This is a genomic window from Streptomyces sp. NPDC044106, from assembly GCF_056433985.1.
Genome location: NZ_JBWKFZ010000007.1, coordinates 348,941 through 373,654, shown reverse-complemented (window position 1 = coordinate 373,654; position 24,714 = coordinate 348,941). Strand labels below are relative to the sequence as shown.

General features: G+C 70.9%; 25 protein-coding genes. 14 read left to right on the top strand and 11 right to left on the bottom strand.

The genetic code is table 11. The annotated features are described in order from the left end of the window. Positions 1–427: 427 nt before the first annotated feature. A complete protein-coding gene (locus AC07DI_RS15240) occupies positions 428–1,333 on the top strand; it encodes a Gfo/Idh/MocA family protein (RefSeq protein ID WP_478904822.1) in 906 nt (301 codons plus the stop codon). On the opposite strand, the gene lnt is transcribed toward AC07DI_RS15240, so the two are convergent. From lnt to AC07DI_RS15225, 3 genes are all read right to left on the bottom strand, one after another. Next, the gene (gene lnt, locus AC07DI_RS15235; protein WP_478904821.1) at positions 1,257–3,035 is read right to left on the bottom strand and encodes an apolipoprotein N-acyltransferase; all 1,779 of its coding nucleotides are present in this window, start codon (positions 3,033–3,035) and stop codon (positions 1,257–1,259) included. The two genes, AC07DI_RS15240 and lnt, sit on opposite strands and share 77 nt — an antisense overlap. A gap of 148 nt (positions 3,036–3,183) precedes the next feature. Beyond that, the gene (locus tag AC07DI_RS15230; RefSeq protein WP_478904770.1) at positions 3,184–3,711 is read right to left on the bottom strand and encodes a nuclear transport factor 2 family protein; all 528 of its coding nucleotides are present in this window, start codon (positions 3,709–3,711) and stop codon (positions 3,184–3,186) included. Between the two features lie 89 nt (positions 3,712–3,800). Next, positions 3,801–3,980 carry a hypothetical protein gene (locus tag AC07DI_RS15225; protein WP_384251848.1) on the bottom strand — a complete coding sequence of 60 codons (180 nt, stop codon included), beginning with the start codon at positions 3,978–3,980 and terminating at the stop codon, positions 3,801–3,803. Positions 3,981–4,154: 174 nt separating this feature from the next. Between AC07DI_RS15225 and AC07DI_RS15220 the strand changes: the two genes are divergently transcribed. Beyond that, a complete protein-coding gene (locus tag AC07DI_RS15220) occupies positions 4,155–4,250 on the top strand; it encodes a hypothetical protein (protein WP_478904769.1) in 96 nt (31 codons plus the stop codon). Between the two features lie 98 nt (positions 4,251–4,348). On the opposite strand, the gene AC07DI_RS15215 is transcribed toward AC07DI_RS15220, so the two are convergent. Together AC07DI_RS15215 and AC07DI_RS15210 are read right to left on the bottom strand one after the other, a co-directional pair. Continuing rightward, positions 4,349–5,335, bottom strand: a complete 987-nt coding sequence (locus tag AC07DI_RS15215; RefSeq protein ID WP_478904820.1) for an endonuclease/exonuclease/phosphatase family protein — start codon at positions 5,333–5,335, stop codon at positions 4,349–4,351. Between the two features lie 128 nt (positions 5,336–5,463). Next, a complete protein-coding gene (locus tag AC07DI_RS15210; RefSeq protein ID WP_478904768.1) occupies positions 5,464–6,144 on the bottom strand; it encodes a M15 family metallopeptidase in 681 nt (226 codons plus the stop codon). Between the two features lie 87 nt (positions 6,145–6,231). On the opposite strand from AC07DI_RS15210, the gene AC07DI_RS15205 reads away from it, so the two are divergent. The 8 genes from AC07DI_RS15205 (at position 6,232) to AC07DI_RS15170 (ending at position 14,701) form a co-directional block, all read left to right on the top strand. Further along, the gene (locus tag AC07DI_RS15205; RefSeq protein WP_478904767.1) at positions 6,232–6,927 is read left to right on the top strand and encodes a response regulator transcription factor; all 696 of its coding nucleotides are present in this window, start codon (positions 6,232–6,234) and stop codon (positions 6,925–6,927) included. Continuing rightward, positions 6,920–7,993, top strand: a complete 1,074-nt coding sequence (locus AC07DI_RS15200) for a sensor histidine kinase (RefSeq protein ID WP_478904766.1) — start codon at positions 6,920–6,922, stop codon at positions 7,991–7,993. Before AC07DI_RS15205 ends, AC07DI_RS15200 begins: the two co-directional genes overlap by 8 nt. 239 nt (positions 7,994–8,232) lie before the next feature. Continuing rightward, positions 8,233–8,502, top strand: a complete 270-nt coding sequence (locus tag AC07DI_RS15195) for an acyl carrier protein (protein WP_384251857.1) — start codon at positions 8,233–8,235, stop codon at positions 8,500–8,502. After that, on the top strand, positions 8,492–9,715 hold the full coding sequence (locus tag AC07DI_RS15190; protein ID WP_478904765.1) for a beta-ketoacyl-[acyl-carrier-protein] synthase family protein: 1,224 nt from the start codon (positions 8,492–8,494) through the stop codon (positions 9,713–9,715). The genes AC07DI_RS15195 and AC07DI_RS15190 overlap by 11 nt, the downstream gene beginning before the upstream one ends. Positions 9,716–9,787: 72 nt before the next feature. Then, a complete protein-coding gene (locus AC07DI_RS15185) occupies positions 9,788–11,920 on the top strand; it encodes an MMPL family transporter (RefSeq protein WP_478904764.1) in 2,133 nt (710 codons plus the stop codon). 5 nt (positions 11,921–11,925) lie between these two features. Further along, a complete protein-coding gene (locus AC07DI_RS15180; protein ID WP_384251865.1) occupies positions 11,926–13,041 on the top strand; it encodes a type III polyketide synthase in 1,116 nt (371 codons plus the stop codon). Positions 13,042–13,109: 68 nt separating this feature from the next. Continuing rightward, positions 13,110–14,042, top strand: a complete 933-nt coding sequence (locus AC07DI_RS15175) for an acyl-ACP desaturase (protein WP_478904763.1) — start codon at positions 13,110–13,112, stop codon at positions 14,040–14,042. Between the two features lie 14 nt (positions 14,043–14,056). Next, the gene (locus tag AC07DI_RS15170) at positions 14,057–14,701 is read left to right on the top strand and encodes an isoprenylcysteine carboxyl methyltransferase family protein (RefSeq protein WP_478904762.1); all 645 of its coding nucleotides are present in this window, start codon (positions 14,057–14,059) and stop codon (positions 14,699–14,701) included. Between the two features lie 663 nt (positions 14,702–15,364). Here the strand turns inward: AC07DI_RS15170 and AC07DI_RS15165 are convergent. From AC07DI_RS15165 to AC07DI_RS15150, 4 genes are all read right to left on the bottom strand, one after another. After that, positions 15,365–15,607, bottom strand: a complete 243-nt coding sequence (locus AC07DI_RS15165; RefSeq protein WP_478904761.1) for a hypothetical protein — start codon at positions 15,605–15,607, stop codon at positions 15,365–15,367. Positions 15,608–15,985: 378 nt separating this feature from the next. Next, positions 15,986–16,858, bottom strand: a complete 873-nt coding sequence (locus tag AC07DI_RS15160; RefSeq protein ID WP_478904760.1) for an undecaprenyl-diphosphate phosphatase — start codon at positions 16,856–16,858, stop codon at positions 15,986–15,988. Positions 16,859–17,144: 286 nt separating this feature from the next. Beyond that, positions 17,145–18,290: an ACR3 family arsenite efflux transporter gene (arsB, locus tag AC07DI_RS15155; protein WP_478904759.1), complete on the bottom strand. Its 1,146-nt coding sequence runs from the start codon at positions 18,288–18,290 to the stop codon at positions 17,145–17,147. Beyond that, the gene (locus tag AC07DI_RS15150) at positions 18,287–18,754 is read right to left on the bottom strand and encodes an ArsR/SmtB family transcription factor (RefSeq protein ID WP_478904758.1); all 468 of its coding nucleotides are present in this window, start codon (positions 18,752–18,754) and stop codon (positions 18,287–18,289) included. Before AC07DI_RS15150 ends, arsB begins: the two co-directional genes overlap by 4 nt. 97 nt (positions 18,755–18,851) lie before the next feature. On the opposite strand from AC07DI_RS15150, the gene AC07DI_RS15145 reads away from it, so the two are divergent. Next, positions 18,852–19,274, top strand: coding sequence for an ArsI/CadI family heavy metal resistance metalloenzyme (locus tag AC07DI_RS15145; protein WP_478904757.1), 423 nt, complete (start codon positions 18,852–18,854; stop codon positions 19,272–19,274). Between the two features lie 72 nt (positions 19,275–19,346). Here the strand turns inward: AC07DI_RS15145 and AC07DI_RS15140 are convergent, their stop codons facing one another. Then, positions 19,347–20,279, bottom strand: coding sequence for a LysR family transcriptional regulator (locus AC07DI_RS15140; protein ID WP_478904756.1), 933 nt, complete (start codon positions 20,277–20,279; stop codon positions 19,347–19,349). 169 nt (positions 20,280–20,448) lie between these two features. On the opposite strand from AC07DI_RS15140, the gene AC07DI_RS15135 reads away from it, so the two are divergent. Next, on the top strand, positions 20,449–21,732 hold the full coding sequence (locus AC07DI_RS15135) for an MFS transporter (protein WP_478904755.1): 1,284 nt from the start codon (positions 20,449–20,451) through the stop codon (positions 21,730–21,732). On the opposite strand, the gene AC07DI_RS15130 is transcribed toward AC07DI_RS15135, so the two are convergent. Then, positions 21,704–22,408: a TVP38/TMEM64 family protein gene (locus tag AC07DI_RS15130; RefSeq protein ID WP_478904754.1), complete on the bottom strand. Its 705-nt coding sequence runs from the start codon at positions 22,406–22,408 to the stop codon at positions 21,704–21,706. The genes AC07DI_RS15135 and AC07DI_RS15130 overlap by 29 nt on opposite strands. Positions 22,409–22,457: 49 nt before the next feature. Here AC07DI_RS15130 and AC07DI_RS15125 point away from each other — a divergent pair, with 49 nt between their 5' ends. Continuing rightward, entirely contained in the window at positions 22,458–23,168 is a 711-nt protein-coding gene (locus AC07DI_RS15125) for a DNA alkylation repair protein (RefSeq protein ID WP_478904753.1), read from the top strand. 291 nt (positions 23,169–23,459) lie between these two features. Continuing rightward, positions 23,460–24,638, top strand: coding sequence for an elongation factor Tu (gene tuf / locus AC07DI_RS15120; protein WP_478904752.1), 1,179 nt, complete (start codon positions 23,460–23,462; stop codon positions 24,636–24,638). Positions 24,639–24,714: the final 76 nt, after the last annotated feature.

The window sequence follows — 24,714 nt, the reverse complement described above, 5'->3', positions numbered from 1 at the left end:
GGTGGCCCGGGGGCCTTCCCGGATGAGCACGACTCGAGCTTGCGGGGTGAGCTGTCCCAACGGCCAGGAATGCCGGGCAGTTGGGGACACTGGAATGCGAAAATGGGCTCTGGCCTGGGGGAATGTACGGAGCCTGGAACGCGGAACTGGGACGAGGCCGGGCCGTTGGTGCACCGCGGAGCGCCGGATTCCTGGCCGTGGGGCCAGCATGTGCCGACCGTTCGGCCCTGGCCCCGCCCGCGTGACGCGGCGTAGGGCGCGCATGGGAGAGTTTCGCGAGAAGTCATGACTGCCGGGGACCGAGAACGGGCGGAACCGCTCAGCCGGCCGGCCCGTCATGACGCGACCGCACACTGTCAGAGCCGCACGCTCTGCTGAACACACGAAGGACGAGGGCGGAGCGGTGGACACCAGCGCGAACCGGGACATGAAGATCGGCTGCATCGGGCTCGGCGACATCGCGCAGAAGGCGTACCTGCCAGTGCTCACCACCCAGCCCGGCGTCGAGCTGCACCTGCAGACGCGCACGCCCGCGACCCTGACCCGGGTCGCGGGCGTCCACCACATCCCGGACTCCCGCTGCCACACCGACCTGGACGCACTGCTCGCCCAGGGCCTCGACGCCGCCTTCGTGCACGCGCCGACCGCCGTGCACCCGGAGATCGTCGCCCGGCTCATCGAAGCGGGCGTACCCACCTATGTCGACAAGCCGATCGCGTACGAACTCGCCGACTCCGAGCGCCTGGTGAACCTCGCGGAGGAGCGCGGCGTCAGCCTCGCCGTCGGCTTCAACCGTCGTTACGCGCCCGGCTACGCCGAGTGCATGGAGCACCCGCGCGAGCTGATCCTCCTGCAGAAGAACCGCGTCGGCCTGCCCGAGGACCCGCGCACGCTGGTCCTCGACGACTTCATCCACGTCGTGGACACGATGCGGTTCCTCGCACCGGGACCGATCGACCACGTCGGGGTGCGCGCCCGCGTCGTCGACGGCCTCATGGAGCACGTCGTGCTGCAGCTCGCCGGCGCCGGATTCACCGCGATCGGCATGATGAACAGGCTCAGCGGCTCGGCCGAGGAGATCCTCGAGGTCTCCGGCCAGGACGCCAAGCGGCAGGTGATCAACCTCGCCGAGGTCGTCGACCACGAGGGCGGGCCCAGCGTGCGGCGGCGCGGCGACTGGGTGCCGGTGGCCCGCCAGCGCGGCATCGAGCAGGTGGTGCTCGCCTTCCTCGACGCCGTGCGCGTCGGCAAGGTACTCAGCGCCCGGGACGCACTGGTGACCCATGAGCTGTGCGAGCGCGTGGTCCTTGCCGCTCGGGAGCAGGCCGCCTGACGGTCCGTACGCCCTCGATCGCGGCCAGCAGCAGGAGCACGACGAGCGCGGCGCGCACGGGCCAGTCACCCCACCTGACGTACGCCGTGGTTCCCGTGCCCAGCGGCACGTCGTACACCGCCGCGGCGCTCGCCGAGGTGCCGAGCGGGGCGCCGACGCGCGAGCCGTCGGGGGCGTAGACGGTGGAGACGCCGGTGAGCGTGGCGTGCACCATCGGGCGGCCCGTCTCGGCGGCCCGCACCGCCGCGAGGGAGGCGTGCTGGCGGGGCGCCCAACTGGACTGGAACGACGAGGTGGCCGACTGCGCGAGGAGCACCTGCGCGCCGTCACGGGTGAGTTGGCGGCTCATGTCGGGGAAGGCCGACTCGAAGCAGACCAGCGGCCCGATCCGCAGATCGCGCCCGACGTCCATCACCACCTGCCGGTCACCGCGTTTGCGGTCCTCGCCCGCCGCCTTGCCGACCGACGTCGCCCAGCCGAGCAGGGAGCGCGCGGGGACGTACTCGCCGAAGGGCACGAGCCGCATCTTGTCGTAGCGGTCGCCGGTCGGTCCTTCCGGGCCCACCAGGACCGAGCTCTTGAAGATGCCGGGCCGGTCGGACCGGCGCGCGTCGACGTTCACCAGGATGTCCGCGCCGACCTCGCGGGAGAGCGCGGCGATCCGGCGTGCGACGTCCGGCCGGTCCGCCAGGTCGAAGCCGACGCTGCTCTCGCCCCAGACGACGAGGTCCAGGTCCCGGCCGGCCAGCGTGCGGGTCAGCTCCTCCTCGCGGGCGAGCCGCCGGTCGGCGCTCCCGGCGCCGTCGATGACGCCCGGCTGGACGACGGCGACGTGGACGCGTCCCGCGGACTCGGGGCGCGGTGCCCACGCCCAGGCGGCGGTGGTGGCGGCGGCCACGGCGAGCAGGCCCGCGACGGCGGGGACGGCTGCCATGGCGGGGGCGGCCCGGGGAGTGGTGGGGGAGAGGAGCCGGTCCTCGGACGACCCGGTCGCCGTGGGCAGGGGCGCGGGCCGGGCGAACGAGCGCGGGCGCGCGATCCGGGGCGACACGCGCACGGCTGTACGCGGCGCCGCGGGACGCGGGTCCACGCGCGAGGTCGAGGAAGGCACGGCTATTCGTACCGGCGAGGTATGCGGGGACGCGCGCGACATCGAGGCGCGCACCGCGACGACCAGCAGCGCCACACCCGTGTTCACCGCCACCAGCAGCGCGCTGACCAGCCACACCCCGCCCACCGAGGCGAGCCGCAGCGCGGGCGCCACCTGCCACTGGCTGGAGCCGAGCAGACCCCACGGCCCGCCCAGCCCCTCCCAGGACCTGACCAGTTCGACCATCAGCCAGCCCGACGGCAGCACCACGAGTGCGACCGCGGCCCGCCCGGGCACCGCCGCCCCGCCCACGTACCGGCGCACCAGCCATCCCCAGGGCGCCCACAGCAGCCCGAGCAGTGCGGCGATGACGACCGTGAACACATGCAGGCTCGGCAGCAGCCAGTGGTGCACGGCCACCATGAAGCCGAGGCCGCCGAGCCAGCCGTCGAACGCGGCCCGCCGACCGGTCGGGGCCGACGCGGCAAGGAGGATCCAGGGCACCAGTGCGACGTACGCGAACCACCACAGCGAAGGGGCGGGGAACGCCAGCGCGGGCAGCGCCCCTGCCACCACGGCGATGCCGCCGCGCCACCTGGGCGAGGCGAGCATCCGCGCGGCGCGCCGCCTGAGCCGCTCCCGCCGCTCCCACCGTTCCCGCCGGTCAACGTCCTGGCCCTCGTCGCCGAACAGATCCATGCAGCGCCTCCCTAGGTCCCCGACGCCCTGATCGTTCCCCAGTGTGCGCGCCCTGAACGATCTAGGACAGTGGGTGAGGACTGTCCGTGGCCGGCTCCCGCCGCTGCCGCTCACCGGCCATGCGGCGCCACTTCTCCGTGACCACCACGCGCCGCAGCCGCCAGCCCCCCGGTGTACGCAGGAGCGTGAACGCGTAGCGGCCGCCGCAGACGAAGTCCGGCGCGGTCGACGGATCCGCTGGCGGGGTTGTGCCCGGGCGGTCGGCGAAGCGCATGGGGTTCAGATAGTCGGCCTGTACGTGAGCGGTGTCGCCGGTGTCCTGGTCCAGCGTCCCGAACTCCAGCTTCCGGTTGGAGATCAGGTGCTGGCGCATGGGAAACATCCGCATCGTCTCGGCCAGCCACCCGGCGACGTCGTCGGCGCCCCCTTCTATGCCGCCCGCCGAGCGGTAGTCGGCGCTGCCCCCAGGGGCGAAGAGCTGTCGGTAGGCGTCCCAGTCGCCGTCGTCGACGGTCACCGCGTACTCGGTGATGAGGGCATCGATGGCCAACCGGTCCATCACGGCGGCGAGTTCCACGCGCTGCGTCATCGGCTCAGTGTTGGGCACGGGAGGTGCCGAGCCAAGGGGGCGGGCAGCGAAGAGTGCGTACGCGTCCGGTCCGGCGCCGGGCGGGCCGCCTACGCGGCTTCGACCATCTCCTCGCGGACCGCGGCGGCCCACTCGGTCACCAGCTGCTCGTACTCCCGGCGCTGCTCGGGGCTGAGCCGGCCGCCGGTGCGCAGCCACAGGTCGCGGATCCGCTCGTTCAGTTCGACGGAGGACCGCGCGACACCACGGGATGGCGGGGTTAAGGGCATGAAGTCAACCTTAGGCGATGGCTACGACAATCGGAACTGTCAGCTACCACACACCTCCGCCACGTGATCACCGCGCCCGGTCGCCGTCGGCATAGCGGTATGGAACGGTGGAAAGCAGCGAAAGAGCAGGCTTATACCGCAAAACTGCTCGATCCTGACCGAAACTGCTCTCCGATGGAAAGGGGCGGCGACATGTCCTCGAAGCGACGCCGCAAGAAGAAGGCCCGCCGCAAGCACGCGGCCAACCACGGCAGCCGCCCCCAGTCCTGATCGGGCCCCGCCCAGTACCGCTGAGCGGGTGGGCAGGGCGTGCGGGGCGGGGCGTGCAGGGTAGGGCAGGGTGTGCAGGCCAGGGTCGGTACGCGCGTTCACCAGCTGATCCCGGCCGCCACCGGCCGGTGATCGCTGTCGGTGGCCGGCAGCACCCATGAACTCGCCGGCGCGACGCCGCGGACCAGGATCTGGTCGATCCGCGCCACCGGGAACTTCGCGGGCCAGCTGAAGCCGAAGCCGTCGCCGGCCTCCTCCTGGGCGGAGTCCAGCCGCGAGGTGATGCCGGCGAGCGCGCGGTCGTCCTCCGTGCCGTTCAGATCACCGAGCAGCACCATTCGCCTGTTCGGCTCCGCGGCGACGGCTTCGGCGAGCGCCTTCGCGCCGCGGTCCCGGCTGCCGGTCCAGAAGCCGTCGCGGGGGAACACGCGTACGGACCCCAGATGGGCCACGTACACCGCCAGCGGACCCTTGTCCGTGGCCACGGTGGTGCGCAGCGCCCGCGTGTCGGCCGACGTGGCCTTGGCCGGCCTGGTGTCCGCCAGCGGTCCGAAGTCCGTCTCGATGTCGACAGGCCTGGTGTCGGACAGCGGAAACCTGCTCCACAGCCCGACCGTGCCCCGCACCGCGTGGTACGGGTACGCCTTGGCCAGAGCCTTCTCGTACAGCGGCTTCGCCTGCGGGGTGATCTCTTCAAGGGCCAGTACGTCGGCCTTGGAGGCGGCCAGATCGCGGGCGGTGCCGACCGGGTCGGGGTTGGCGGCGTCGACGTTGTGGCTGACCACGGTGAGGTCGCCGCTCGGGTGGGACTTGTCGCCGAGCAGCCCGCCGAAGAGGTTCAGCCACACCGTGACCGGCAGCAGCAGCGCGACCACCGCCGAGGCGGAACGGCGCCACAGTGCTGCGGCCAGCAGCACCGGAATGAGCAGGCCGTACCACGGCAGGAAGGTCTCCACCAGACTGCCGAGGCCGCCGCGGTCGGTGATGTGCGCGTGCAGCAGCAGGAGCAGGCCGAGGGAGAGCGCCAGGGCCCCGAGGATGAGGCCGCGCTTCCATATGCCGGGCCGGAGGGCGCCACCGACCAGCCGGCGGACGCGGAGGATGCCGAGGGCGCGCCGGGCGCCAGGTCGGGCCCCGCCCTGCCGGGCCTCCGCTCCAGCACCGGCCTCAGCTTGTGCCACAGCTTCTGCCGCCGCCGTCTCCACACTGCTGTTCACTGCTGCATCCTCGGGTCCTGGGAAGGGTCGGCATACATGCGCGGGCAGTGGCCGTCGGCCGCTTCGGGGCGCAGTTCGTAATGCCAGGGTTCGTTTTCGTAGAGGGGGCACAGCCCGTAGGCGGCGCCGTGCTCGGACAGCCACGCCGTTGCCTGGGAGCGTCCGATGTCGACCGCGTCGCCCGACACATGGGGAGACGTCGCCGCGGTCGCCACCCATCGGGCCGCCTCGTCCTTGGAGCCGTACTTGTCGACCGCCTCGCGAAGGAGCTGATTCTGGTACCGCGAGGAGCGCCAGCCGCTGTTCACGTAGAACTCGACTCCGTCGTCCGCGGCGGCCCCTGCGGCCCGGTGGAGCGCCTTGAGCAGATCCGGATCGAGGTTGGCCACGGCGGGAACCGAGTCGTCGAAGACTGTCACACCGTCCGGTACGACACCGTCGGCCTCGTCCAGCGCATCGCGGGACTCGCGGGACTCGCCGGATTCACGGGACTCGCGGGACTCACCGTGCTCACGGTGCAGAGAATTCGTCGGTAAGGGGGTCGAGGAGAACGAGGATTCCAGTACGTCGCGGCCGAGGACCGCGGCGATCGCCGCGGTGAGGACCAGCAGGCCGACGACGAGAAACCGGCGTATTCGACGGGGTGATGAGCGTGCTGATGGTGGGATCCGAGTCATGCCGCCAGTCAAGGCAGCACGGTGTTGTCAGCACGTATGCGGTTTTCGATACGCCGACGATAAGTGTCGGCTCGTAGCATCGCAGCCATGCGTGTGCTCATCGTCGAGGACGAGCCCTATCTGGCGGAAGCCATCCGCGACGGCCTGCGGCTGGCCGCGATCGCTGCCGACATCGCAGGTGACGGGGGCACGGCTCTGGAACTGCTGAGTACCAACACCTACGACATCGTCATCCTCGACCGCGACATCCCCGGGCCGTCCGGCGACGAGATCGCCGCACGCGTCGTCGCCTCCGGCAGCGGCATGCCGATCCTCATGCTCACCGCGGCCGACCGTCTCGACGACAAGGCCTCGGGCTTCGAACTCGGAGCCGACGACTACCTCACGAAACCCTTCGAACTCCGCGAACTCGTGCTCAGACTCAGAGCACTCGACCGCAGGCGCGCCCACATCAGGCCGCCCGTGCGGGAGATCGCGGGGCTTCGGCTCGACCCGTTCCGCAGGGAGGTCTACCGCGACGGCCGTTACGTCGCGCTGACCAGGAAACAGTTCGCCGTACTCGAAGTCCTCGTCGCCGCGGAAGGCGGTGTCGTCAGCGCCGAGGAACTCCTTGAGCGGGCCTGGGACGAGAACGCCGATCCGTTCACCAACGCGGTGCGCATCACCGTCTCGGCACTGCGCAAACGACTCGGCCGGCCCTGGATCATCGCCACCGTGCCGGGTGTCGGCTACCGCGTCGACACGCCATCACAGGCCGAGGACCAGGGAGCGGACTGTGGCTAGAACCCCCGGGCTCAGCGTTCGCGCCAAACTCACCCTCAGCTACGCCGGTTTCCTCATGCTCACCGGCGTCCTGCTGCTCGCGGCCGCCTGGGTGTTCCTGACGCGTGTGAACCACGTCGGACTCGTCTTCAGGCCCGGCTACAGCTTGTCCGTCCTGCGCGACTTCGCTCCGATCGCGGCGGTCGTCCTGACGTTCCTGCTGGTGTTCGGCCTCGGGGGAGGGTGGCTGCTCGCAGGCCGGATGCTCGCACCCCTGACGCGCATCACCGAGGCCACCCGCATCGCCGCGAACGGTTCCCTCTCCCACCGCGTCCGGCTGCCGGGCCGCAACGACGAGTTCCGCGAACTCGCCGACGCCTTCGACACGATGCTGGCGCGGCTCGAAGCGCACGTCGCCGAGCAGCGGAGGTTCGCGGCCAACGCCTCGCACGAGCTGCGCACCCCGCTCTCCGTGACGAAGGCACTTCTCGACGTGGCCCGCACCGACCCGAACCGCGACACCGACAAGATCATCGAACGCCTCCACACCGTCAACACCCGGGCGATCGACCTCACCGAAGCCCTGCTGCTGCTCAGCCGCGCCGACCGGCGGTCCTTCACCCGTGAACACGTCGACCTGTCCCTCTTGGCCGAAGAAGCCACGGAAACGCTCCTCCCGCTCGCGGAGAAGCGCGGCGTCACCCTTGAGACGGGCGGTGACATCACTCCGACGACCGGCTCGCGGGCCCTGCTGCTGCAGCTGACCACGAACCTCGTCCACAACGCGATCGTCCACAACTTGCCGCGGGAGGGAATGGTGCGGGTCACGACCGGCGCCCGCCGCCCCGGGACCGTACTGCTCACGGTGGAGAACACCGGCGAGCAGGTCACCCCGGAGCTGGCCTCGACCCTCACCGAACCGTTCCAACGCACCGAACGCGTACGCACGCACACCGATCACGCCGGCGTCGGCCTGGGCCTGGCCATCGTCAAGACCATCACCGAGGCCCACGACGGCACACTCACCCTGACCCCGCGCCCCACCGGCGGACTCCACGTGACGGTGGAACTCCCGATGAGGGCATGAGACCCGTCGGACCCGCCCGTCCCGAGCCGCTGGTCAGCCCCGCAAGTCCGGCACGCGGCCCTACGAACACGAACGAGTGACAGGTCGTTCCCTACACACCTCGTTGGTGTTTACACAGCGACGCACAGCTGAACAGATGACGGGCAGGACGGGGGGAGAGGTGCGGTCGTGGTCGGCAATATGGCGGAAGCTGTGCTGCGGGAGCGGGAGCGAGAGCTGTGGAAACAGGAGACCAAGACATGAGGCAGGCGGCAGAAGGCGCGGCGGAGTCGGCCCTTCCCGAGGAGTTGGTGGCCCTGCTGACCGGCCATCTCAATGTCGAGGCGGATGCCGGTGAGTTCTCCGCCAGGACAACGTTCGAGAGTCTCGGCCTGGACTCGCTGTCGCTGTTCGAGTTGGTGGTGGCGGCGGAGGAGGAGTACGGAATCGTCCTGCCCGAGAACGCCCTGGACATGCGCCCGTCCTCGACCCTGGGCGAGGCGGCTCGGGCGTTCGAGCATGCACGCTGAGATCGCGGTCACCGGGCTGGGGCTTGTGACCCCGGCCGGGCACACGGCGGAGGCGAACTGGGCGGCCTTGTGCCGGGGGCGCTCGCTGGCCGCGACGGATCCCGGCCTGGCGGGCCTGCCCGTCGACTTCTCCTGCCGGGTGACGGACTTCGACGCCGAGACGGAACTCGGCCGGGCGTCGGCGCGGCGCGGGGACCGCTTCATCCAGTTCGCCCTCGTCGCAGCCCGGCGGGCCGTCGCGGACGCACGCCTCGATCGTCGTACCTGGGAAGCGGAGCGAGTCGGTGTCGTCCTGGGCGTGGGATCGAACAGTTTGAGTACATACGTCACCGAGTTCGGCCACCTCGGCGCCGGGCGGCCGGAGCGGGTCTCGCCGCTCGCGCTCCCGCGCAGCGTTCCGAGCATGGCCGCGGGCGAGGTCGCCATCGACCTGGGCGTGCGCGGCCCCAACTTCACCACCGCCAGCGCCTGCGCGTCGGGTGCCACCGCGATCGGAGTGGCCCGGGACCTGCTGCGATCCGGTACCTGCGACATCGTCCTTGCGGGCGGCAGTGAGTCGGCTCGCTCGCGCATGACGGCCACGTGTTTCACGCGGATGCGGGCACTGTCCCGGCGCAAGGCTGAACCGGCTCTGGCCAGTCGGCCCTTCGACGCGCAACGCGACGGCTTCGTCCTGGGCGAGGGCGCCGGCATCCTCGTCCTCGAACGCGCATGCGCGGCGCGGGCCCGCCGGGCTCCCGTACTGGCGCTGCTGCGGGGTTACGGTGCCGGCGCCGACGCGCACCACCCCATCGCCCCGCACCCGCAGGGCGACGGCGCGGTCCGCGCTATCCGTACCGCTCTCGCCGACGCCGCGTGCGGGCCGATGGACGTCGGCCACGTCAACGCGCACGGTACCTCCACCCCGCTGAACGACGCGGCCGAGGCACGAGCCCTCGTCCGCGTCTTCGGTGACGACGGGCCGCCGGTCACCGCGTCCAAGGGCGTGATCGGGCATGCGTTGGGGGCGGCCGGGGCGATCCAGGCGGCGTACACGGTTCTCGCGCTGCGCCATGCGGCCGTCCCGCCGGTGGCGAACTTCGAGGGCCAGGACGGGGACCACAAGCTGGACATCGTCGCCGGACGTCCCCACCCCACGCGCGGCGACGCGGGGATCAGTTGCTCCTTCGGCTTCGGTGGCCAGAACGCCGTTCTGTTGTTCACGGCTTCCTGACGGGAGTGTTCACGGCTTCCTGACGGGAGCCGGACGAAGCGTCCGGATCGGATGCAAGACGGAGACACGCGGATGGATGCGGTGCGGCGACGGGCCTGGCTGGTAGTGGTGAGCGCCCTGCTGGCGGCGGTGTGCGCGGGGGTGCTGGCCCCGGTCGCCTTCTCGGCGCTGAGCACGGGCGGCGCGGTCGCGACGGACACGGAGGCGAGGCGCGCCGGACGACAGGCGGAGCGGCTCGGTGTGCCCTCGCCCGATCTGCTCCTGGCCGTTTCCCGGCGCACCGGCGTTTCGCAGCCCACCGACGGTGGACCGGGGGTCTCCGTCCGGGACGGCACCACAGCGGTGACGGAGACGCTGGCCGGGCAGCGCGACGTCAAGACCGTGTGGTCGGCACGGACCACGCGTGACCCGGGGCTGCGCTCCAAGGACGGACGGACCCTGCTGGTCGCCGTACGGCTGAAGGGGACGGACAAGGAACGTAAACAGGTGGCACCCGGCGTGGTGGCGGCGGCCCGCTCAGCCGTTCCGGGGATGCGGGTGGAGCCCAGCGGCGAAGTATGGGCCAACCGGGAGATCGACGAGACCGTCGAGCGCGATCTGAGCCGGGCCGAACTGCTGGCCGCGCCGGTACTCTTCGTCGTCCTGGTCTTCGCCTACGGGTCCGTGGTGTCCGCGCTGCTGCCCGTGGTCGTGGCCGCGCTGGCCATCGGCTGCACCATCCCGGTCCTGGGCCTGCTGGCGCAGGTGACCGACGTTTCACGGGTCGCGGTGAACGCCGCATCGGCGATCGGTTTCGGCCTGGCCGTCGACTACAGCCTCTTCCTGCTGGCCCGCGTACGGGAGGAGACCTCGCGGGGCGCGGACCTTCACACGGCGCTGGCGGCCGCCCGCCGCTCCAGCGGCCGTTCGATCGCGTTCTCCGCCGCCGCAGTCACCGTATGCCTCGCCACCGCCTTGGTGGTGCCGGTGCCGATGCTGCGCGCACTGTCCCTGGCGGGCATGGTCGTCACCGCCCTCGCGGCGTTGGTCGCCCTGACCGTGCTGCCCGCCACTCTGCGGCTGCTCGGCCCCCGGGCCCAGGCATGGGACCCGCTGGGGCGGTGGCGGCGTGCCCGTACCGGGGACGGGAGCCGCTTCTGGCATCGCACGACGTCCAGGGTCACCGCCAGGCCCCTCCTGTCGGGCGGCCTGGCGGTGCTGCTGCTGGCCCTGTTGGCGCTGCCCTTCACTCACGCTCGGCTCGGCATCGTGGACGAACGTACGCTGCCTCCGTCGGCTCCGGCTGCCGCAGCGGCCGAGCGTGTGCGCGCCGGGTTCACCGCGCCACCGGAGCGGCTCCTCACCGTGGTCGTCACCGGACCGCGGGCGACGGACGGTGCACCGGTGTACGGCGACCGAATCGCCCGTGTCCCGGGCATCACCGGTGTCCGCGTGGTGCGTGCGGCTCCGTCCGGTGAGGCCCTCGTGCTGCTGGCGACCATGTCCGCCGCCCCCGGCACGCCGGAGGCGGGCACCGTGGTGCGCGAGGTACGGCAAACCACCGCCCCGGCAAGCATGGCGGTGGGCGGGCGAGCCGCGGAGGTCGTCGACACGGTGGACGCCGTGCTCGGCGCCCTCCCGTGGTGCCTGTCTCTGCTGGCTGTGGGACTCCTGGCCCTCCTCAGCGCCTTCACGCGAACCCTGGTTGCCCCCTTGAAGGCTCTGAACGTGGCCGCCGCCAGTCTCGGGGCGAGCCTCGGCGCGCTCGTCGTTCTCTTCCAGTACGGCCACGGCAGCGCAGTGCTCGGCCACTTCACGGCGACGGGCACGCTGGACGCCTCGACGCTGCTGTTCGTCCTGTTCATCGCGCTCGCCCTGTCGGTGGACTACGAGGTCTTCCTGCTCGGCCGTATCCGGGAGGAGTACGACCGCTGCGGAGACAACCGCACCTCGATCATCGAGGGCGTCGCCCGCACCGGCCGGCTGATGACGTCCGCCGCGGCAGCCGTGGCGGTCTCGACCGCGGCCATGGCCACCTCCCACGTCGCCCTGCTCAAGTTCATCGGCATCGGCGTCGCGCTCGGCGCGCTCGTGGACGCCGTCCTGGTGCGGGGAGTTCTGGTGCCCGCCGTCATGGCGGCCCTCGGTCCGGCGAACTGGTGGGCTCCGGCGCGCATCAGGTTGCCGTTAGTGATCACTGCACCCGTGAAGAAAGGCGGAAGCTGATGTCGATGCCTCAGGCGACACATGACCGCACCACCCGGCAGTCGGCGGTCACCGGCCCACAGGTGGCGGCGATCCGGACGGCCTTCCCGCCGTACCAATACCGGCAGGAAGAGATCCTGGCCGCGCTGGCCCGCACGACGCTGCTGGAGTCCGAGACGGGCGCTCTGGTACTCCGCAAGATCCATGCCAACTCGGGTGTGGAGACCCGCTCGCTCTCCCTGCCGCTGGAGAAGCTCGCCGATCTCGCCCGCAGGGAGGACTTCACCGAGCAGAACCGCGTCTGGCTCGAGACCGCCATGGACCTGGGGGAACGGGCGCTGACCGGCGCGCTGCGCGCCGCGGGCGTCCGGCCTGAGGAGGTCGACGCGGTGATCAGCACCACCGTCACCGGGCTGGCCGTGCCGTCGCTGGAGGCGCGGCTCGCCCACCGGGTCGGGCTGCGGCCGGACGTCAAACGTATCCCGCTGTTCGGCAACGGCTGCGCCGGAGGCGCCGCAGGTCTGGCGCGGCTCCATGACTACCTACTGGCCCACCCCGACCAAGTGGCCGTCCTCCTCGCCGTGGAACTGTGCACACTGGCGCATCAGCGCAATGACGGTTCCGTGGCGAACATCGTCGCCGGGAGCCTCTTCGGGGACGGCGCTGCCGCCGTCGTGGCCTTCGGAGCCCAGCGGGACGGCTGCCCCGCCGGGCCTGAGCTGGTGGACACCCACAGCCTGCTGGTCCCCGGCACCGAGGACGTCCTCGGCTGGGACATCGGCTCCCACGGCTTCCGGATCCTGCTGTCGCCCGAGGTCCCGACGCTCACGGAGAAGCACTTGCCCACGGCCGTCCAAGGGCTCCTCGCGCGGCACGCGTTGGCGCCGCACCAGATCGCGAGCTGGATCATCCACGGTGGCGGGCCGAAGGTCTTCACCGGTGTACAGCAGGCCTTGGACCTGCAGCCCGGCGCCTTGGACCTCACTCGGCGCTCCGTGGCCGAGCGGGGCAACCTCTCGTCCGTCTCCGTACTGGACATCCTGCACGCGGCCATGGAAACACCGCCCCCCGCGAACGCGCCCGGCCTGGTCGCCGCCATGGGGCCGGGGTTCGCCATCGAACTGGTCCTCCTCCGCTGGTAGCCACGCCCCGTAGGGGGACGCCTGCCGCCGAACCCGACGACTGCACGACAAGAAAGGTGTCACGGACCGTGCCCGCCGTCCCCGCAGACGTACGCATCCTGATCGACCTCGAACCGGTGGTCACCGACGCCCTCGACACGCATCTCCGGACCACCGTCGACTGGTACCCGCACCAGTACGTCCCGTGGAGCCAGGGCCGTGACTTCGACGGTCTCCTCGAAGGGGAACCTTGGGACCCCTCCCAGCAGAAGCTGAAGGCGGCCGCTAGGGACGGTCTTCTCTACAGCCTGCTCACCGAGGAAAACCTGCCCAGTTACCACCGGGTGATCGGGGAAATGCTGTCGCTCGACGGCCCTTGGGGTGTCTGGGTCAATCGATGGACCATGGAGGAGGCCAGACACGGCACCGCCATCCGTGACTACCTCGTGGTCACCCGCAGTGCCGACCCGGCGCTTCTGGAGGACGCCCGCGCCGCGCATGTGCAGCACGGCTACGAGATCGACTACCGCGGCGACCTCATCGCCTCTCTGGTCTACGTCACCATCCAGGAACTCGGCACCCGCGTCAGCTACCAGGGAATCCGCCGACTCTGCGACGAGCCGGTGTGCGGGGCCCTGATGCAGCGCATCGCCCACGACGAGAACCGGCACATGCTCTTCTACCGGACCACCCTCCAGGCGTGCATGCGCATGCACCCCGACCGAACGCTGCAGGCTGTGGCCAAGGTCCTCAGGACATTCCGCCCCCCTGGCCACGCCGCACCCGGCTTCGGCCGGCTGGTCAGCTCCATGGCCAGGTCGGGCATCCTCTCACCGGAGATCTACTACAAGGACATCGCCCTTCCCTTCGTCCGCATGCTCGGCGCCCTCGACACCACCGGACTCACACCGGTCGGACAGCACGCCCAGGAGGAGATCGCCGCCCACATGGAGGACTCAGCGGACCGTGCCGACAGGTACCGCGCCCTGGCCGAACGCCTCAACCGGCTCGCGAACGCGTAGAAGGAGGATCCGACATGACCCTGGGCCGGGTGACGATCCCCGTAAGCCTGTTCGTTCTCATGACCGCGGTGACCATCGTGCGCCTGGTCGAACTGACAACCGCCCGTCGGAACGCGCGATGGGCCATCGACCGCGGAGGCATCGAGTACGGGCAACGCCACCACCCCGTCATGATCACCCTTCATGTCTGCCTGCTCGTCGGGATCGTCGCGGAGGTCGCCCTCACCGATCGCGCCTTCGTCCCTTTGATCGGCTGGCCGGCGCTGGCCGCCCTCGTCCTCGTGCAGGCAGTCCGCGCCTGGTGCATGAGGGCGCTCGGCCCCCGATGGAACACCCGCGTCATCGTCGTACCCGGGCTGCCGCTGGTCACCACCGGGCCCTACCGCTGGATGCGGCACCCCAACTACCTCATCGTCCTGTTCGAAGGCATCGCCCTGCCCCTCGTCCACACCGCATGGATCACTGCCATGCTCTTCACCATCGCCAACACGCCGTGGCTCGTCGTCCGCGTCCGCACGGAGAACGCGGTGCTGTGGCCTGCGGCGGGACCAGCGGGGCGGGGCAGTTCGCGGAACTGTTCGCCGACGGCGTCAACGGACCCCTGCTGTCCGTGCCGCACGTCATCTAGTTGCACGTCACCTACCCGCACAACGTCGTGAGCATCGATCGGCGAGGCCCTTTGCGCGTGGACCGGGCCAGGCCGTGGCGTTCGGGGGCGTCGAGCTGGATCATCGTGCCTGGCGGCGGGCGTTTGTGAACTGCCTGCGGGGGCCTGTGGGTAACCGACACCTGTGGGTAACCGACACAATGCGGGGCGTGGATTCTGGAAGCGTCGCCACACTCGGCGCGGTCGCAGCTGTTCTAGGTGGGGTCGTTGGGGCTGCTGGCGCGATCGGCGGCGCCATTGCGACAGCACGCTTACAAGACCGTTCGCGACGACGCGAGCAAGCTGCGGAGGCGTTCGCGGCGTTCGTCGAAGCGATCTTTGCTTGGGACGCTCTGATCCCTGAAAATTACGCATCGCATCTCTCCACCGAACAGTTGAGAGATCAGTTGGAGGGGGCACTTGGCGCGGTCATCACCGCGGGCGCCAAGGTTCTTAGTCCTCGGTGCCGGCAACTACAAGGCACCAGTCATGCAGGTCACCATTGGATGAATGAGCGCTCCGACAGTCGTGCACCCGCCGCAGGGAAGCGGCGGCCGGCGGGTCACCGTGCGCGTGCGTGAGCCTTCCGGATTGCGGCGAAGCCGGTTCCCGACAAGCCGAAGTAGAGGACGCTGAGTCCAGGGCCCCGCCGCAGCTGAGCCCTGGACTCAGGCAGTCAGTTGGGCAACAGGTCCAGCATGGCTGCGAGGACTGCCGCGCAGCCTGCATGGGCGACGATGAGCAGGCCCCATTCACTGACGGGCATGCGCCCGCGATTGGCGGCCACCACTCGCCACTCATACACTGCGATTCCGACGGCCATGGCCAACACCGGAGCCCAAAGTGCGGCCCACCAGGACCAGGCGCCGCCGAAGCGGAAGATGCAACATGCCGTGCCGAAGAGGAACACGGCGGGCATCCAGCCGGGAGTCTCTTCTATCGGCCTGACCGCGGAGCTCACTGTTCGCGGGGTCGAACGGTCCGCTTAAGCCTTCTGGGCACCCCACCTGCAGGAGGCTGTCGGGCCACGTGTGAGGGGGAAGAGCGACGCTCACCGCCGAGGCGAGAGAGAAGAGCGCAGACCGAGAAGGAAATCGAGCGTCAGTGCGTGACACCGCCCGCCGGGTTGCCGGTCCACCTCCCAAGTGGGCAAGCCGGCGGGCGGTGTCACGTCTCCAGTGGGAGAACACTGGGAGAATCTCCCTACCGGACGCTCCAAATATCTGCGAGGAGCTGCAAGTTGTTGCGCGGCATTTGGGCTGATCGACACGCAGGAAGTCGCACTATAACGAGGGGCTCAACCCGCCGACTCACCGGCGTGAGGGCTCAGCGCACCCATGCTGACCAGCACAACCAGGACGATGCCGAGCAGGATCCGGTAGTACACGAACGGCATGAAGCTCTTGGTCGTGATGAACTTCATGAACCAGGCGATGACCGCGTAGCCGACGACGAAGGCGATGATCGTGGCGAAGATCGTCGGGCCCCAGGCGACGTGTCCCTCGCCCGCGTCCTTCAGCTCGAAGACGCCGGACGCGAGGACCGCGGGGATCGCGAGGAGGAACGAGTAGCGGGCCGCGGCCTCGCGGGTGTAGCCCATGAGGAGGCCGCCGCTGATGGTGGCGCCCGAGCGTGAGACGCCGGGGACCAGGGCCATCGCCTGGCAGATGCCGAAGATCAGGCCGTCCTTGACGCCGAGTTCCCTCAGGCCCTTGCGCTCCCGTACGGCGCGGTGCTTGCCGCCCGTTTCGTCGCGGGCCGCCAAGCGGTCGGCGATGCCGAGGACGACGCCCATCACGATGAGCGTGGTGGCGATCAGCCGGAGGTCGCGGAAGGGGCCCTCGATCTGGTCCTTGAACGTGACGCCGAGGACGCCGATGGGGATGGAGCCGACGATGACGAGCCAGCCCATCTGCGCGTCGTGGTCCGAGCGCGGCACCTTGCCGAAGAGCGAGCCGAACCACGCCGACAGGATCCGCGCGATGTCCTTGCGGAAGTAGATGAGCACGGCGGCCTCGGTGCCGATCTGCGTGATCGCCGTGAACGCGGCCCCGGGATCGTGCCAGCCCGCGAACGCCGCGGTCAGCCGCAGGTGCGCGCTGGAGGAGATGGGGAGGAACTCGGTCAGTCCCTGGACGAGTCCGAGGATGAAGGATTCAAGCCAAGACATGGAAACTGCGCCGTCCAAGTACTGATCATCAGGCCGCGGATGCGGTCGTAGCGGTCATAGCGGGCGAGGCTGAGGCGTGGCGGAAAGGTGACTTCGGCGTGCGCGGGGCGGAACGCCGGAGCACGAGGCACGGTCGGGTTCCTCGTCGTGGGCAGCGTAGCGGTCCTGGGTTACGGGACGGTGGGAGGGCCGCCGACCGCGGGCCGCGCCGAGCCGGCGGCGGCCCGGTCGACCGCCGTGATGCTCGCGGGCTGCCCGTCACCCCCGGAACGACGGCTCGCGCTGTTCACCCCCGGAGCGACGGCTCGCGCTGTCCCGTCTCCTCGCCGACCGGGCCCGACGGCGGCGACGCCCCGGCCGCCCCGGCCGCCCCGGGGAAGAAGCGGCGCGCGGTGAGGGCGACGTACACCAGGCCGATCAGAACGGGGACCTCGATGAGCGGGCCGACGACTCCGGCGAGGGCCTGCCCGGAGGTGGCGCCGAACGTGGCGATGGCGACCGCGATGGCCAGCTCGAAGTTGTTGCCCGCGGCGGTGAACGCGAGCGTGGTCGCCCTCGGATGGTCGAGTCCCACCGCGCGGCCCACGGCCATGGACCCGGCCCACATCAGCGCGAAGTAGACGAGGAGCGGCAGCGCGATGCGGGCGACGTCGAGGGGCCGGGAGGTGATGGCGTCGCCCTGGAGGGCGAACAGCACGACGATGGTGAACAGCAGTCCGTACAGGGCGTACGGCCCGATGCGGGGGATCAGCTTCGTCTCGTACCAGGTACGGCCCCTGGCCTTCTCGCCGAGGCGGCGGGTGAGGAACCCGGCGAGCAGCGGGATGCCGAGGAAGATCAGCACGCTGCGGGCGATCTCCCACACGGACACGTCGAGCGCCGTCTGTTGCAGTCCGAGCAGGCCGGGCAGCACGGACAGGTAGAACCAGCCGAGCAGGCCGAAGGCGAGGACCTGGAAGACGCTGTTCAGGGCGACCAGGACGGCGGCGGCCTCGCGGTCGCCGCAGGCGAGGTCGTTCCAGATGACGACCATGGCGATGCAGCGGGCGAGGCCCACGATGATCAGGCCGGTGCGATACTCGGGCAGGTCCGGCAGGAACAGCCAGGCGAGCGCGAACATCAGCGCCGGGCCCACGAGCCAGTTCAGGACCAGCGAGGGAACGAGCAGGCGGCGGTCGCGGGTGACGGTGTGGAGGCGGTCGTAGCGGACCTTGGCCAGGACCGGGTACATCATGACGAGCAGGCCGAGGGCGATGGGCAGCGACACCCCCGTGACGGTGACCTTCGCGAGTGCGTCGCCGAGGCCGGGGATGAGGCGGCCGAGGCCCAGGCCGGCGGCCATCGCGACGAGGATCCACACGGCAAGGAACCGGTCGAGGAACGACAGCCGGCCGGCGACCGGCCCCGCGGACGTGGAAGTGCCGGTGCTCACGAGACGGCCCCGGCGGGGGTGGGCGAGGGCTGCCCGGCGGGGGTTGCCGGGGTCTGCCCGGCAGGGGTGGCCCGGGTCTGCCCGGCGGGAGTGGCCCGGCTCTGCCCGGAGGGGCGGGTGAGAAGCGCGGCGAGCTGGTCGGTCATGTCGGGCAGCAGCCGGTAGTACACCCAGGTTCCGCGCCGCTCGGAGTCGATGAGCCCGGCCTGCTTGAGCAGTTTGAGGTGGTGGGAGATCGTCGGCTGGGACAGGTCGAATGCGGGGGTGAGGTCGCAGACGCAGACCTCGCCGCCGGACCGGGAGGCGATCATCGACAGCAGCCTCAGCCGGACCGGGTCGCCCAGGGCCTTGAACACCTTCGCCAGCATCTCGGCCCGGTCCTCGTCCAGCGGAGCGGTCAGCAGGGTGGGGCGGCATCCGTCCGCGCCGTCCTGGCCGAGCACCAGGAGCTCTTGTTTCGACATGCTTCTATATTGACGCTCATCGATCCAGGGCGCAAGGTGGCCATGCCCGTCATGCATCGACAGACATCGATGCAACGCCAAATCCGGGAGGACCGCCATGTCCCGCGCCCAGCTCGCGCTTAACGTCGCCGACCTCGAAGCGTCCGTCACCTTCTACTCCGAGCTCTTCGGGGTCGGGCCCGCCAAGCGCCGCCCCGGCTACGCGAACTTCACCCTCACCTCCCCGCCGCTCAAGCTCGTCCTCATCGAGGGCGAGCCCGGCCAGGAAACCCGCCTCGACCACCTCGGCGTAGAGGTGGAGAGCACGGACGAGGTCACCGCCGCCACGACCCGCCTCAAGGACGCGGGCCTCGCCACCTTCGAGGAGAACGACACCTCCTGCTGCTACGCCCTCCAGGACAAGGTGTGGGTACACGGCCCCGGCAAGGAGCCGTGGGAGGTCTACGTCGTCAAGGCCGACGCCGACCTGATGGGCAAGAGTCAGACCCTTGCCCCGGCGGATTGCGCCTGCGGCAGCTGAGCGCCTCCGGGGCCCTGGCGTCGACGCTGGGAGCTGCTACGGAGCTGAGGGCTGCTACGGAGCTGAGGGCTGCTACGGAGTCGTGGCCCAGGACGGGAGCCAGACCGGCTCGGGGAGCGGCGCCAGGTTGGCGAAGTGGTTGATGACCGGCCGGAGACCCGGGTGCGGGTTCGTCCGGGGGAGCATGAGGGAGAGCGGGTAGGCGAGCGTCGGGTTCACGATCGGGATGCGGCGCAGGTCATGACCGGCCGGCCAGATGTAGCGGTCGCGCGCGCCGACGAGCGTGGCCACGTCGGCGGAGTCCGCGAGGGCGTCGAGGAGCACCTCGTTGCCGAAGTTCGGGCCCGCCGCGTCGACGCGCAGGTCGAACTGGCCGGCCAGCTCGTCGTAGAACTCCGCCCACTCGCTGCGGGGAGCGATGCCCGGCACCCAGATCCGCAGCCCGCGCAGCCGGGCCGGTGTCACCGTGCGCGCGGCTGCGAGCGGGTGCTTGGGGCCGACGAGGAGTTCCAGCGGGGAGTGGAAGGCGTGGATCATCCGCACGTCGGGCGGGAGCGCGGCCGGGTCGGTGACGCTGCGGAACGAGGCGTCGACATCGCCTGCCCGGACCGCGGCGGCCGCCGCGTGCGGGTCGTTGACCCTGAGGGTCACCACGTCGAGGTCGGTCCCGGGATGCGATCGCCAGTAGTCGTGCAGGATGACGGCCTGCGCGCTGCGCAGGCCCAGAACGTCGATGCGCAGGGCCCGTGAGCCCGGCCTGACGGCGCCCACGGCGCGGTCGACACCCGCGACGATGCTCCGCGCGTGCGGCAGGAAGGCCTGGCCGTCGAGGGTCAGCTCGACTCCGCGCGCGGTGCGGGTGAACAGGCGGACGTCCAGCTCGCGCTCCAGGGCGGCGATCCGCTTCGAGACCGCCTGCTGTGTCACGCCCAACTCGTCGGCCGCGTGCCGCAACTGCCCGATCTCGGCCGCACGGACGAACGATCGCACTGCCTCGGTATCCACGGGGGCAGCCTATGGGGCGTGATCCGGCAGACGTAGGGGAGACAGACTCAACCGATCGTTGTGGCTCGCCGAGCCACGGTTGTTTGCGCCTGCGGCCGGGCGGGCGATGTGATGCGGGACCCAAGCATCAGTTGTCCACCTTCACGTGGATCGAGTGGAGGGCCATCACGTGCGCGTAAGGCTGGGTTCCGATTTCGGCCGGCTCTGGTCGGCCTACGCGGTCAGTACGTACGGCACCTGGACGGCCTTCGGGGCGTTCCCGCTCATCGCGGTGCGGGTGCTGCACTCGTCGCCGTTCGCCGTTTCGCTGCTGGGGGCGGCCGGGCTCGCCGTCGCGGCGCTCGTGGCGTTCCCGCTCGGGCCGTGGGTCGAGCACCGGGCCAAGCGGCCGGTGATGGCCGCGACGGACCTGGTCCGCTTCCTCGCGATGGGAAGCGTCCCGCTCGCGTACGTCCTCGGCGTGCTGTCCTACGGCCAGTTGCTGTGCGTCTCCGTCATCTGCGGCACCGCGGGCATCGCCTTCACCGCCGCGTCCGGCGCGTACCTGAAACACCTCGTCCACAGTGATCATCTCCTCGTCGCGAACAGCAGGTTCGAGGGCACGAGCTGGGTGGCGACCGCGGTGGGCCCGCCCCTCGGCGGCGCGCTCATCGGGCTGCTCGGCCCGGTCGTCACCGTCCTGCTCGACGCCCTCAGCTACCTGCTGTCCGCGCTCGGGATCCTGCGTATCCGTGGCGGCGATGTCGCGACGCCCCGCTCCCCGGCGGGCGGGCCGCGCGGCGCCGACCTGCTCGACGGCTGGCGGTGCATCCTGCGCGACGGCGCACTGCGGCGCCTGTTCCTCAACTCGATCCTGGTCAGCGGACTGATCATGGCCGCCGTGCCGCTTTTGACCGTCCTCCTGCTGGGCGTCTACCACTTTCCGGCCTGGCAGTACGGTCTCGCCTTCGGCGTTCCCGCGCTCGGCGGTCTCGTGGGCGCCCGCCTCAGCGCACGCCTGGTGAGGCGGTACGGCCGGTACCGGGTGCTGACCGTCTCCGGTCTGCTGCGGGCGCTCTTCCCGCTCGGTCTCGCGTTCGTCCGGCCGGGGATTCCCGGGCTCCTCACGGTGATCGTCGTCGAGAGCCTGCTGATCACCTGCATGGGCGTCTTCAACCCGATCCACGCCACGGAACGCCTGCGCCGGGCCCCCGCGGACCGCGCCGCCCAGGTCATCGCCGCATGGAGCGTCAGCAGCCGACTCGTACAAGCCGCCCTCACGGTGCTCTGGGGCATCCTCGCCACGCTCACCGGCCCGCTCGCCGGGATCACCCTCTCCGGCGTCCTCCTGCTCGCCACTCCGCTCCTGCTGCCCGGACGGGCACACCTGTCCGATGCCCCGAAAAGCGGCCTGGAGAGCGGTTCGCGGAAGAGGGGCGCCGCCCTCAGCGGTCGCGGAAGTGGTGGCGCTTGAACCAGGCCACCGCCGCCCCGCCCAGACCCGTCACCGCGATGAACCCCATCGCGATCAGGAAGACCGGCGACGTGGGCGTGGAGGCGCGCGCGCCCGCGATGACGTACGCCGCCGTGTTCGGGATGGACCCCAGGCCGGTGGCGATCAGGAACGGCAGCCAGCCCATGCGGGACACGGCGGCGCAGTAGTTGGCCGCGGCGAACGGCACCCCGGGGAAGAGCCGCACAGCGAGCATCGACCGGAAACCGTGCCGGCTGAGCTGACCGTCGACGGCCTTCAGCCAGCGCCCGCGCAGCAGCGGCCGCAACGCGTCCTGGCCCAGCATCCGGCCGAGCCCGAAGGAGATCCCGGCACCGAAGACCGTGCCGGCGATCGCCGAGACGAGACCCGCCTGCGAGCCGAAGAGCGCCCCCGCCGCCAGATTGAGCAGCGGACGCGGCACGAACGCGGCGGTGCACACCCCGTACGCCACCGCGAACAGGGCCACCGCCGTGGCTCCGCCCACCTGCGCGGGCCAGCCGTCGGAGAGGAGCCGCTGCGGCTCGAAGACCAGCACACAGGTCGCCGCCGCGACCAGCAGCATCACGAGCAGGGAGAGCCGCGACCACGGCGAGAGCAGCGCTCTGGCGCAGCGCACGGCGAGGCCCTGCGGACGGGTGACGGCGGTCTGGAGCATCCGGGAAGCGTAGCCGGAACATGTGTCTGATCGCCGTATGGTGCGTCTCATGAGCGTCACAGTCCCGGTACGGGCGCCGCACAGTGAGGTGGCCGACGTCGTCGTCCGACGGCTCGTCACCACCTACGCGCAGGCGGCCGATCCGGTCCGGGCCGCGCGGATGAAGGCGTACATGAAGGACGTCGCCCCCTTCCTCGGCCTGCCCTCGCCGGTCCGCCGCGAGCTGTCCCGCACCGTCCTTGCCGGTGTCCCGCGGCCCGGCCAGAGGGACTGCACGGCGATCGCCCTGCGCTGCTGGGAGCTGCCCGAGCGCGAGTACGCCTACTTCGCCGTCGACTACCTGACCCGCCACGTCCGGCGCTGCTCCTCGGACTTCCTCCCCGTCGTACGCCACCTCATCACCGCCCGCCCCTGGTGGGACACGGTCGACGCGCTCGCCGCGCACGTCGTCGGCGCGCTGGTCACCGCCGACCCGCAGCTGCGGACCGTCATGGACGAGTGGATCGGCGACGAGAACCTGTGGGTGGCCCGCACGGCCCTCCTCCACCAACTCCGCCACAAGTCGGCCACCGACACCGAGCGCCTCTTCGCCTACTGCGTACGGCAGTCGGGGCACCCCGACTTCTTCATCCGCAAAGCGATCGGCTGGTGCCTGCGGGAGTACGCCAAGACTGACCCGGAGGCCGTGCGCGCCTTCGTGGAGCGGGAGCGGGACCGGTTGTCGCCGCTCTCCGCACGGGAGGCGCTGAAGAACCTCTGAGGCGCGGGCACATGGGCCGCGCGAAAATCGTTCGACGTGGGCCTTCTCTTCGGTGAGGATCAGGCCATGTTCCGGTACGCCTTCCTCGCAGCCACGCCCGCAGTCGCGGGCGCTGCGAAGGCTGCCGTCCTTCCCCCCGCCGCCTTCGACGGCGCCCGAAGCTGACCCTCCCCGGACATTCCGGCGGACCCCCAAGGGGGAGGGTCGGTCGGGCCCAGGGGTCCCCGTCCCGACCGCGCGCACCGACGCGGGCCCGGGGCAGCAGCTTCGAGTTCCGGAGAAGGAACCACCATGCCCAAGACGGCTTATGTCCGCACGAAACCGCATCTGAACATCGGCACCATGGGCCATGTCGACCACGGCAAGACCACCCTGACCGCCGCCATCACCAAGGTCCTCAGCGAGCGCGGCACCGGCGGCGGCACCCAGTACGTGTCCTTCGACCGCATCGACCGCGCGCCGGAGGAGGCGCAGCGCGGCATCACCATCAACATCGCGCACGTCGAGTACGAGACGGACACCCGGCACTACGCGCACGTGGACATGCCGGGCCACGCGGACTACGTGAAGAACATGGTCACCGGCGCGGCGCAGCTGGACGGGGCGATCCTCGTGGTGTCGGCGCTCGACGGGATCATGCCGCAGACCGCCGAGCACGTGCTGCTCGCCCGGCAGGTCGGCGTCGACCACATCGTCGTCGCCCTCAACAAGGCCGACGGCGGTGACGAGGAGCTCATGGACCTCGTCGAGCTAGAGGTCCGCGACCTGCTCTCCGAGCACGGGTACGGGGGCGACTCCGTCCCCGTCGTACGGGTCTCGGGGCTCAGGGCGCTGGAGGGCGACCCGCGGTGGACGTCGGCGATCGAGGCGCTGCTCGACGCGGTGGACACCTATGTGCCGATGCCCGAGCGCTATCTCGACGCGCCGTTCCTGCTGCCCGTCGAGAACGTGCTCACCATCACCGGGCGCGGCACCGTCGTCACCGGCGCCGTGGAGCGCGGCACCGTCCGCGTCGGGGACCGCGTGGAGGTCCTCGGCCCGGACACGGAGACGGTGGTCACCGGCCTGGAGACCTTCGGCAAGCCGATGGAGGAGGCGCAGGCGGGCGACAACGTGGCGCTGCTGCTGCGCGGCCTGCCCCGCGACGCCGTACGACGCGGCCATGTCGTCGCGGCGCCAGGCAGCGTCGCCCCACGGCGGCGCTTCACCGCCCAGGTCTACGTCCTGTCGGCGCGCGAGGGCGGCCGCAGGACGCCGATAGCCACCGGGTACCGGCCGCAGTTCTACATCCGCACCGCGGACGTGGTCGGCGACGTCGACCTCGGCGGGGCGGCCGTGGCCCGACCCGGCGACACGGTCACGATGACGGTCGAACTCGGCCGCGACGTACCGCTGGAGACCGGCCTCGGCTTCGCCATCCGTGAGGGCGGCCGCACGGTCGGCGCGGGCACCGTGACCGAAGTCGCCTGACCGAAGTCGCCTGACCGGCGGCGCACGGTGCCGCCCGCCTCGGGGGAACAGGCCCCCGGGGCGGGCGGGCACAATG

Excerpts from the sequence above, each read along its gene's own strand:
- AC07DI_RS15240 (WP_478904822.1), top strand. The coding sequence starts at position 428 with ATGAAGATCGGCTGCATCGGGCTCGGCGACATCGCGCAGAAGGCGTAC.
- lnt (WP_478904821.1), bottom strand. The coding sequence starts at position 3,035 with ATGCTCGCCTCGCCCAGGTGGCGCGGCGGCATCGCCGTGGTGGCAGGG.
- AC07DI_RS15230 (WP_478904770.1), bottom strand. The coding sequence starts at position 3,711 with ATGACGCAGCGCGTGGAACTCGCCGCCGTGATGGACCGGTTGGCCATC.
- AC07DI_RS15225 (WP_384251848.1), bottom strand. The coding sequence starts at position 3,980 with ATGCCCTTAACCCCGCCATCCCGTGGTGTCGCGCGGTCCTCCGTCGAA.
- AC07DI_RS15220 (WP_478904769.1), top strand. The coding sequence starts at position 4,155 with ATGGAAAGGGGCGGCGACATGTCCTCGAAGCGACGCCGCAAGAAGAAG.
- AC07DI_RS15210 (WP_478904768.1), bottom strand. The coding sequence starts at position 6,144 with ATGACTCGGATCCCACCATCAGCACGCTCATCACCCCGTCGAATACGC.
- AC07DI_RS15205 (WP_478904767.1), top strand. The coding sequence starts at position 6,232 with ATGCGTGTGCTCATCGTCGAGGACGAGCCCTATCTGGCGGAAGCCATC.
- AC07DI_RS15195 (WP_384251857.1), top strand. The coding sequence starts at position 8,233 with ATGAGGCAGGCGGCAGAAGGCGCGGCGGAGTCGGCCCTTCCCGAGGAG.
- AC07DI_RS15190 (WP_478904765.1), top strand. The coding sequence starts at position 8,492 with ATGCACGCTGAGATCGCGGTCACCGGGCTGGGGCTTGTGACCCCGGCC.
- AC07DI_RS15185 (WP_478904764.1), top strand. The coding sequence starts at position 9,788 with ATGGATGCGGTGCGGCGACGGGCCTGGCTGGTAGTGGTGAGCGCCCTG.
- AC07DI_RS15180 (WP_384251865.1), top strand. The coding sequence starts at position 11,926 with ATGCCTCAGGCGACACATGACCGCACCACCCGGCAGTCGGCGGTCACC.
- AC07DI_RS15170 (WP_478904762.1), top strand. The coding sequence starts at position 14,057 with ATGACCCTGGGCCGGGTGACGATCCCCGTAAGCCTGTTCGTTCTCATG.
- AC07DI_RS15165 (WP_478904761.1), bottom strand. The coding sequence starts at position 15,607 with ATGCCCGCCGTGTTCCTCTTCGGCACGGCATGTTGCATCTTCCGCTTC.
- AC07DI_RS15160 (WP_478904760.1), bottom strand. The coding sequence starts at position 16,858 with ATGTCTTGGCTTGAATCCTTCATCCTCGGACTCGTCCAGGGACTGACC.
- AC07DI_RS15150 (WP_478904758.1), bottom strand. The coding sequence starts at position 18,754 with ATGTCGAAACAAGAGCTCCTGGTGCTCGGCCAGGACGGCGCGGACGGA.
- AC07DI_RS15145 (WP_478904757.1), top strand. The coding sequence starts at position 18,852 with ATGTCCCGCGCCCAGCTCGCGCTTAACGTCGCCGACCTCGAAGCGTCC.
- AC07DI_RS15130 (WP_478904754.1), bottom strand. The coding sequence starts at position 22,408 with ATGCTCCAGACCGCCGTCACCCGTCCGCAGGGCCTCGCCGTGCGCTGC.
- AC07DI_RS15125 (WP_478904753.1), top strand. The coding sequence starts at position 22,458 with ATGAGCGTCACAGTCCCGGTACGGGCGCCGCACAGTGAGGTGGCCGAC.
- tuf (WP_478904752.1), top strand. The coding sequence starts at position 23,460 with ATGCCCAAGACGGCTTATGTCCGCACGAAACCGCATCTGAACATCGGC.